This window comes from Methanobrevibacter sp., from assembly GCF_045611865.1.
In the GTDB taxonomy this organism is placed as follows: Archaea; Methanobacteriota; Methanobacteria; order Methanobacteriales; family Methanobacteriaceae; genus Methanocatella.
On record NZ_JAZKXX010000055.1, the window covers coordinates 1 to 8,679 of the forward strand.

The 8,679-nt window shown below is 33.7% G+C and carries 12 protein-coding genes; 4 read left to right on the forward strand and 8 right to left on the reverse strand.

Annotated features, from left to right (window positions below; translation table 11 throughout):
* The 4 genes from thsA to ACKI32_RS05325 all read right to left on the reverse strand — a co-directional run.
* Window positions 1-1,402, reverse strand: a 1,402-nt coding sequence (gene thsA / locus ACKI32_RS05310; RefSeq protein ID WP_407414234.1) for a thermosome subunit alpha, incomplete at its 3' end; no start/stop codon positions are given.
* Window positions 1,403-1,659: 257 nt separating this feature from the next.
* On the reverse strand, window positions 1,660-2,052 hold the full coding sequence (locus ACKI32_RS05315) for a nuclear transport factor 2 family protein (protein WP_407414236.1): 393 nt from the start codon (window positions 2,050-2,052) through the stop codon (window positions 1,660-1,662).
* 11 nt (window positions 2,053-2,063) lie between these two features.
* Window positions 2,064-2,603: a DapH/DapD/GlmU-related protein gene (locus ACKI32_RS05320; protein WP_407414238.1), complete on the reverse strand. Its 540-nt coding sequence runs from the start codon at window positions 2,601-2,603 to the stop codon at window positions 2,064-2,066.
* A 50-nt stretch (window positions 2,604-2,653) separates the two neighbouring features.
* Entirely contained in the window at window positions 2,654-3,262 is a 609-nt protein-coding gene (locus ACKI32_RS05325; RefSeq protein WP_407414240.1) for a flavodoxin family protein, read from the reverse strand.
* 115 nt (window positions 3,263-3,377) lie between these two features.
* On the opposite strand from ACKI32_RS05325, the gene ACKI32_RS05330 reads away from it, so the two are divergent.
* The 3 genes from ACKI32_RS05330 to ACKI32_RS05340 all read left to right on the forward strand — a co-directional run bounded on the left by ACKI32_RS05330 (window position 3,378) and on the right by ACKI32_RS05340 (window position 5,248).
* Window positions 3,378-3,806 carry a MarR family winged helix-turn-helix transcriptional regulator gene (locus ACKI32_RS05330; RefSeq protein WP_407414242.1) on the forward strand — a complete coding sequence of 143 codons (429 nt, stop codon included), beginning with the start codon at window positions 3,378-3,380 and terminating at the stop codon, window positions 3,804-3,806.
* Between the two features lie 4 nt (window positions 3,807-3,810).
* On the forward strand, window positions 3,811-4,662 hold the full coding sequence (locus tag ACKI32_RS05335) for an SDR family oxidoreductase (RefSeq protein ID WP_407414244.1): 852 nt from the start codon (window positions 3,811-3,813) through the stop codon (window positions 4,660-4,662).
* Between the two features lie 76 nt (window positions 4,663-4,738).
* On the forward strand, window positions 4,739-5,248 hold the full coding sequence (locus tag ACKI32_RS05340; RefSeq protein ID WP_407414257.1) for a flavodoxin: 510 nt from the start codon (window positions 4,739-4,741) through the stop codon (window positions 5,246-5,248).
* A gap of 91 nt (window positions 5,249-5,339) precedes the next feature.
* Here the strand turns inward: ACKI32_RS05340 and ACKI32_RS05345 are convergent, their stop codons facing one another.
* From ACKI32_RS05345 to ACKI32_RS05360, 4 genes are all read right to left on the reverse strand, one after another.
* Window positions 5,340-5,777, reverse strand: a complete 438-nt coding sequence (locus tag ACKI32_RS05345; RefSeq protein ID WP_407414246.1) for a hypothetical protein — start codon at window positions 5,775-5,777, stop codon at window positions 5,340-5,342.
* 223 nt (window positions 5,778-6,000) lie between these two features.
* Window positions 6,001-6,234, reverse strand: a complete 234-nt coding sequence (locus tag ACKI32_RS05350; protein ID WP_407414248.1) for a hypothetical protein — start codon at window positions 6,232-6,234, stop codon at window positions 6,001-6,003.
* 82 nt (window positions 6,235-6,316) lie between these two features.
* Window positions 6,317-6,550, reverse strand: a complete 234-nt coding sequence (locus tag ACKI32_RS05355) for a hypothetical protein (protein ID WP_407414250.1) — start codon at window positions 6,548-6,550, stop codon at window positions 6,317-6,319.
* Between the two features lie 91 nt (window positions 6,551-6,641).
* Window positions 6,642-7,862, reverse strand: coding sequence for an FprA family A-type flavoprotein (locus ACKI32_RS05360; protein ID WP_407414252.1), 1,221 nt, complete (start codon window positions 7,860-7,862; stop codon window positions 6,642-6,644).
* Between the two features lie 161 nt (window positions 7,863-8,023).
* Here ACKI32_RS05360 and ACKI32_RS05365 point away from each other — a divergent pair.
* Window positions 8,024-8,679: alpha/beta fold hydrolase (locus tag ACKI32_RS05365; RefSeq protein ID WP_407414255.1), on the forward strand; the 656-nt coding region annotated here is incomplete at its 3' end.

Consider the following 8,679-nt stretch of genomic DNA (forward strand, 5'->3'; position numbering starts at 1 on the left):
TGATATTATCTTCATGAGCTGCTCTAAGTTCAACTAAAAGGTCAATGGTGTCTAAACCAGCATTTTCAGATAAGGTTCTTGGTACAATTTCCAAAGCATCTGCAAATGCATTTACAGCCACTTGTTCTCTTCCGCTGATTGTATTAGCATAGGTTCTGAGTTGTCTTGCAATTTCAATTTCAGGAGCTCCTCCACCGTATACGACTTTTCCATCTTCAACAGTAGCTGCAACTACACCTAATGCGTCTTCCATAGCTCTTTCGATTTCAGAGGAAACGTGTCTGGTACTTCCACGGATTAAAATGGAACTTGCTTTAGGGTCTTCACATTCTTCAATGAAGGTAATGATTTGGTCAAAGACTTTTTCTTGGTGAATGTAACCTGCCTTACCTAATACGTCAGGAGTCAAGTCTTCAATATTGGTAATGAGTTCAGCCCCAGTAGCTTTCATGATTCTCTTTACGTCAGTGTTTTTAACTCTTTTGAAAGCCATGATTCCAGCTTTGGACAAGTGATGTTGCACTACATCATCAATACCTTTTTGACAGAACAATACATTACATCCGGAATCGATAATCTTATCTGCAATTTCCTTAAGGGTTTCCTGTTCACTGTCAAGGAAAGCTTGCATTTGCAATGGGTCAGTGAAATCAACTTTAGCGTTTTCCAAATCTTTCAATTCTAAAGGATATTTCATTAAAGCGATTTTAGCATCACGCATTTCTTCAGGCATGGATTCATTAGCTCTGCCTTGGGCAATATAGATACCGTCAACAATCAAGGAGTCTTCTACACTTCCACCATTGATTCTGTGGATTTTGATAAGGGTTTTGTCTAATTTTTCTCCTTCTTCAACTTTGAGTGCAGCTTGAACAAGCAATTCTGCAAGTTCATCTTTAGCATAATCGGAACCTTTACCAGTCATTGCGGTTTTTGCAATTCCAAATAAGGTATCTGGATCTCTTGCATCAGTGGAAATGCTGAATAAAATATCCATTGCTTTTGTAACTGCTAATCTGTAACCTAAAAGGATGGTTGGAATTGCAATTCCATCTTCATATAATTCCATAGCTTTTTTAAGTAATTCACCAGCAATGATTACAACAGTGGTGGTTCCGTCTCCAACTACATTTTCCTGTTTTCTTGCAATTTCCACAAGCATTTTTGCTGCAGGGTGTGCAATATCCATTTCCTGCAAGATAGTTGCTCCGTCATTGGTTACAACAACATCTCCCATTTTCTTGTCCACTAACATTTTGTCCATTCCTTTTGGACCAAGAGTGGTTCTTACAATGCTTGCTAATATTTGACTTGCAAAAATATTCATTCTTAAAGCTTGATTTCCTTGAAATCTTTCAGTATCATCACGTAAAATATACATAGGTTGATTAATTTGTGCCATAATAATCTCCTTAATTTTAATCAATGTTATTTTTAAATAAGATAATTTAGTAGTAATTATAAGAATTAATTATAAGAATTCATAATAAAAATTAAATTATATTTAATCTATATTAAATTATCCATATAGTTATACATAGGTTTGCTTTACTATAAAAAAGTTTTGTTTATAATGGATATAAATATATAAGAAATTTAAAAAAATAGCTAAAATAAAAAAAATTGAAATAATAAAATAAAGTTAAAAAAATAAAAATTTTAATTGTCCCATTTGCTTAAAAACCAATTCCCATCGATTTTTTCCATTGTCTGCTCGCTATGCAATGTCCATGTTCCCTTTATTCCATAAACCTTTGCATCAAGAGTGACATCTGCCTTTAAAATAGCCTTGTCTTTTTCTTTTATCGTTATAATGGGATTGTGGATAATGGATTTATAGTAATTGAGAGTTCCATCCATTATCTCTCCGATATACTCATCCTTTGTCTGAGTCTTTCCAGACATATGTGTGAGAGTGTAGTTATCCTCTAAAAGTTCATTCAGCTTTTCAAGATCCTTTTCAATCATTGCATATTGAAATTCAATGAATCTTTCCAACACGTCCTCTTGGTCTTGATTTAAATTTCCCTTATCGACTACAGACACACTCATAATAACAAAACCTATTCTGGGAACTTATCCTTATCCAATGTCTTTACTACCTTTGCAGGAATTCCTACCACAACTGCATAGTCAGGAACATCCTTTGTAACGATTGCTCCAGCTCCAACAATTGCATATTTTCCAACATTGACTCCTGGCAAGATTGACGCTCCAGCACCAATCCATGCACCTTTTTGGATGACAATCTCTTCACAGGTTAACACTTGCCTTTCGTATTCGTCATGATTGTTTGAGAGTAACTGCACATTTCCAGCAATCATCACATCATCGTCTATAGTGATTCCGCCTCTTGCCATTGCCAAGCAGTTGCTGTTGATGAAAACGTTGTTTCCAAGCTTTATATTATTGAATGCTGCACCTGCAAATGGTGTTGTGATAGTGCTGTTTTCACCAATGTTGCCATCTAACAATTCATTGAGGATTGAAGCATATTCCTCAGTCATAGGTTCAGTGTGATTGAATTTAAACAATAATTTTGATTGCTTGATTGACAATTCCAATTCTTCTTGTGTAATTTGATCTAAATCAATTCTTTCCATATTATCCACTCTTTTTAAATTATTTTTTGTAGTTTTAAAATTAAATTAAATTATTTTGTTACTTCAGGAAGTTCAATTCCTTCCTTAATGCTTAATTCCTTTATTTTTAAGAACCATGCCATATTTCTTGCCAAAACAGTCATTGTTCTTAATCCTTCAATGTCCTGAAGCGCTTCATCTGCATTGTTTCCATAAATCACATTCCAATAGCTTGAGCTTATTATCGGCATCTCACCCCATGTGAAAAACCTGTTTATGGTATCTATTGCAGTCATTGTACCTGCTCTTCTTGCACTGGCTACAGCAGCTGCAGGCTTCAATCTGAATATTCTTTTTCCACCAAAAAAGGATGAGAAAAATACTCTTGTCATGAAATTTGTTAGTGTTGGATTTACATTCCCGTAATAGACTGGCCCTCCAAATATGAATCCATCAAATTCTTCAGCCTTCTCAACAAAGCTATTGACTTCATCATCAAATACGCATTTTCCAAGTTCACTGCATTTCCTGCAATCAATGCAGCCTCTAATGTCCTTATGACCTATCTGATAGATTTCTGAATCAATCTCTTCCTCTCTTAAAGTGTCTTGAATTTGCTTTAGTGCAGTATATGTGGAACCTTTCTTGTTTGGACTTCCATTTACTAACATGACTTTCATATTGACCATCCTTTATGCTTGATAAAAACTTATATGTATAAATTATTATATATAGTTAACTGTTAACAAAGGTTAACTATTTATATGAAGTGGTATAAAATTATATTTAGATATTATGAAAATTAATGAAAATCCGGAAAACATGTTCTTGTATCATTATGTGGAGGAACTGATATCAGACTATGGTTCATATTATGATGTCAATCTGGAAAATCCTGATTTAACTATAAAAGAATATTCCGTTCTTTTAAGAATAAGATTTACCGGAAGATCCACCCAACATGATTTGGTTGAATTATTCAAGGTAAGTGGAGCATATATGGCAAAGCTATTGAAGAAATTCGAGGATGAAGAGTATATCATCAGAATAGAAAATCCGGAAAACAGGCGAAAAAAGATTGTTGAACTAACTGAAAAAGGAGTTGAAAAGACAGACAAACTAATCAAGGTAATTGATGAATGGGAAAAGGAAGTCACTTCTGACTTAACAGAAGATGAAAAAATAATTCTCAAAAAGCTATTATCAAAAATTGTATGGAGATAATAATATGGAATTTAATTTAAATGAAGACAAGGAAGTTGTTGTATTGCTTGGTGCTGGAAGCATGGGTACAGCAATAATCAAGAGAATAAGCACAAATAGAATCATATTTCTTGGAGATATAAGTGAAGAGAACCTTAAGGCAAGAGCTCAAGAGCTTAGATATAATGGATATATTGTTGAAACTCAAATCGTAGATGCATTAGATGAAGAATCCGTAGAGGAATTCGCTAAAAAAGCTAGCGAACTTGGAAAAATCAAATATTTCATTGACACTGCAGGGGCATCTCCAAATCAAGCAAGCCCAGAACATATCATAAACCTGGATTTGGTTGCAACATCTGTTGCTATAGATATTTTTGCTAAATATATCTCTAAAGGAGGAGCAGGACTCATTATATCAAGCCAAACTGGTTACATGATGGATTTGCCATCTGAAATAGAACAGCAAATTGCATTAACCCCTACCAATGAGTTAAAGGATTTGGATTTCATTAAAAATGACGCAATGGCTAATTCTGGAGTTGCATATGTTGTTGCAAAAAGAGCAAACCATTTAAGAGTGAGAACTGCAGCTGCAACTACTTGGGCAGATAAGGGAGCAAGAATAAATTCAATTTCCCCTGGAATCATTGTAACCCCACTTGCTTATGATGAATTTGAAGCTGCAGGAGAAGGCTATCAGGAAATGATCAATTCATCCGCTGCAAGAAGAGTTGGAACATCCGAAGAAATAGCAAGAGCTGCAGAATTCTTACTTAATGATGATTCCTCATTCATTACAGGAATAGACTTATTGGTTGATGGTGGAGTTATAGCATCAATAGCTAGTGGAAGATACTCATTAGAATTGCAATAAGCAATCATTATAAATAGATTTATTAATATTTTTTTAGAAAGATTATTGTGGAATTAAAAGATTAAAAGGAGATATCATTATGGCAAGCATTGTAATTTATTTTTCAAGAAGTGGTGAAAACTACTTTGGCGGAGTATTAAAAAACATTGAAAAAGGAAACACAGAAGTGATTGCAGAATATATTCAGGAATTGGATAATGCAGACTTATTCAAAGTTGAACCTGCAGTTGAATATCCTGCAGATTACATGAAGTGCATTGACGTTGCTAAAAAGGAACAGCAAGAAGATGCAAGACCTGAAATAAAAGAAACATTAGAAAGCATTGATGCATATGACACTGTATATATCGGTTTTCCAAACTGGTGGGGAACATTGCCAATGCCTATGTTTACACAATTGGAACAACTCGATTTTGCAGGAAAAACAGTTAAGCCTTTTGTAACCCATGAGGGTTCCGGTTTCGGATCATCCCAAAAAGACTTGAAAAAGTTGTGCGAAGGAGCTCTAATCAAAAAAGGATTATCAATTCCTGGTGCAAATGTATATGATGCAAAAGATGCTGTAGAAAGATGGATTAATGAATAATTAATCCTTTATCTCTTTTTAAAAAAATAGAAAAAATAGAATTGAATTAATAAAATATAAAAAAATTAAAAAAATTTAAAAAAAAAATAGATTAGAAAAGAGGGTTCATAATAACCTTTTTCTCTTTTTTAGTCATTTTTGTGTAAGTGATTTTAGCCTTATAAGGAGTGTAACCACTGATCTTTTTAGTGGAAAGCAACATAAGGCCACTGATATTGCTTGCCTTAACTGTTCTTGTAATTACTTTTCCTTTCTTATTCTTATAGTAAACAGTCATCTTTCTCAATACATAAGTGTGAGGCCTGAAGTCATCCCCTTTTTTCTTATCGTGGTAGAAGATAGCTGCATATACTCCTTTAACATTTTGTGCATCTTTTGGCTGATAGAAAGTCAAGATCCTATCCTTGCTACCTACATCTTTATATTTGCCCATCTTAATAGTGGTTGTTGCAGCAGCAGCCGGACCTATAGTGAATCCTACAACTGCAATAGCCAAAACAAGCAAAATAAGAATTGTTCTTTTATTCATTACTTTCTCTCCTAAAACTTAATTATATTATTATATATTTTTGAAGTTTATAAGAGTTTTTAAAAATTTGAATAAAATTAAAATAATAAAATAAAAAAACAGTAAAAATTTTTTGATAAAAGCTAGCAATTTAAAAAAAAAAGAGTTTAGACTGAGATCATAAATTCCAGCCTATTCTAAAATACTGCTTGTGTAATGTTGATTCAATTGAAAACAAGTGGCTTCAATCGTCATCATCATCTTTGTCGTCGTTATCATCTTTATCGTTTTTGTCGTCGTTATCATCATCGTCACTGTCTGAATCGCCACCACCAAGGATAGAACCACCAGAATCATCAGAGTCTCCAGATGAATCAGTTGCAGAATCATCAGATCCTCCAATGCATCCGCTGACAGAAACGACAGCTAAAAGAACGATTGTCAATAATATCAAAGCAAATATATTTTGTTTGTTCATTATAAACAACTCCTTTTTAAACATAGTTTGTTAATTTTAATATTTATATATTGATATTTTAACCTGTTAAATGGTGAAAAAACTAGTCTGCAAATTCAATCAATTCAATATCCAATATATCTACTTCAATATCCTTATCATAAATATGGAATTTACCATTCTTGAATTCAAACTTGCTTTCCTTAGTTAAAGTAAATGATCTTCCATCAACGAAATAAACATAAACATATGAAAAATTTTCAACCAGTTCTTCAACTGCCTTTTGGTTATGTTCCTCAATCATTCTCAAGTCATCTTCTTCACTAATGGAAATCACCGAACAATAATTTGATAAAAATTAAAAAAAAAGAGATAATATTTGAATAAAAAATTTTTAAAAAAAATAAAAAAAGAGAATAGTGAAAAAACTATTCTTTAATCATTTGAGCTACTTTTTTACCTAATTCGTAGCATTCTTCAAGTTGCTCTTCAGTTGGCTTGAAGTCAAGTTCCATTTGGTCAACGACTTCAAATCCTGCTCCTTCAAGGTTTGCAGCCAAGATTCTTGCAGAACCTCCAGCCCATCCTTTGGGACCAAATACAACTGCCTTTTTGGTTTCAATGTTTCCGAAACTGAGACAGTTGAGGTAGTACATTACATCTCCGATACCTGGGAATGGATTGTTCATCATGGTTGGAGCTCCTACAAAGATTGCTTTTGAATCAAGTACATCAGTTACAGCATCACTTTTGTCATCATCGTGCATGAAGTACATCTTGACTTCAACGCCTTCACTCATTACACCTTCAGCCATTGCATGAGCCATTCTTTGGGTTGAATGGTGCATAGTGTCATAAATGAAGGTGATCTTGTTTCCTTCGTAAGTTCCAGTAGACCATTTGGTGTAAAGGTCAATGATGAAGCTTGGGTCTGTGAATATTTGACCGTGACATGGAGCAATCATCTTTAGAACGTCCACTAATCCTAATTTTGCAAGCTCTTCGATTTTTCTTCCAACCATTGGAGATGAAAGGGTAATCAAGTTAGCGTAGTATTTTCTTGCAGCTTCAGTGAGGATTACAGGGTCTACATCCTTATCCAATCTTTCAGACAAGCAGATGTGCTGACCGAATGCATCGTTGGAGAACAATATTCCCTCTTCCATCAACATTGTAAACATGCTGTCAGGCCAGTGAAGCATAGGAGCATTTACGAATTGGAAGGTTTTTCCACCAATATCCAATGAGTCACCGGTTTTCACAGTGTTGAATTCAAAGTCTGCAAGTTCTGGCAAGTGGTTCTTAAGACCAGGTTCTGCCTTTTTGGAACAGTAAACTTCAACATCAGGGAATTTTGCAACAACTTCACTTAAGGAACCGCTGTGGTCGTTTTCAATGTGGTATAGGATAACTACATCCATTTTGAATTCTCTTCCTTCCTTCTCGAGTGCATCTTTAATTCTTCCCCAGAACTGTTCAGATTTTCCAGGATAAACATTATCGATTAAAGCTACCTTATCTTCCCCAAATACTAAATAACAGTTGTAGGTAGTTCCATTTAAGGTGTATCCATGGTAGTCACGGATATCCCAGTCTAAAACTCCTACCCAGTAAACATCATCTACAATTTTGTATGCGTCAGCTTTCATTTTATCACTAATCCTTTTTTAGATTAAAAAATTATAATAAGAATTAATATAATATATAACCATTAACATTAATAAATTTATATGCTTTGTTCGATAGCAAGGCAACTAATTAAACAAGTTAATATTAAAAAAGTTAATATTAAAAAATAATTGATGATAAAATGACTTTAAGACATTACAATGATTTGGCATATGAGGAGATTGGTGAGGAAAACAGCGAAACTATACTGTTTTTGCATGCTAAATTATTAGACAAATGGATTTGGAAAAGACAAAAAGAATCTTACGATAAGTTTTTTAAGGGATTCCATTGCATATTCCTTGATCTCCCAAATCATGGCGAGAGCCTATCAGAAGATGATTTCACAATAGAGAAATCCTCTGAAAAAATAGCGGAATTCATTAATCATATTATCAACAATAAGGGCATTGAAAAGGTAAATATTGTAGCATTAGGAATCGGCTCATCAATAGCTATTGAAATCCTTAATGAAAATCCAAATGTAATTAACAATCTAATATTATCAGGGCTTGAAATAGCTGACTATAAGGAAATCGAATCAGATAGCGTTACCAATGGACTGGCAAAGGCACAATCAGAGTATCTGAACGAGAAATCAGACATCTTCATTACAAAGGCTTACTTAAGATATTTTGGAATAAATAAGGAACATTACAACGACATTGAAAAGATTTTAGACAGATCAATTAGGCAAGAGAGAAAAATAGCTTATGAATCCTTGAATTACACCATTCCTGAAAGCTTAAAGGACAATGAAGAAATCATCGAAAAGGACAATGTTCTAATAATCTATGG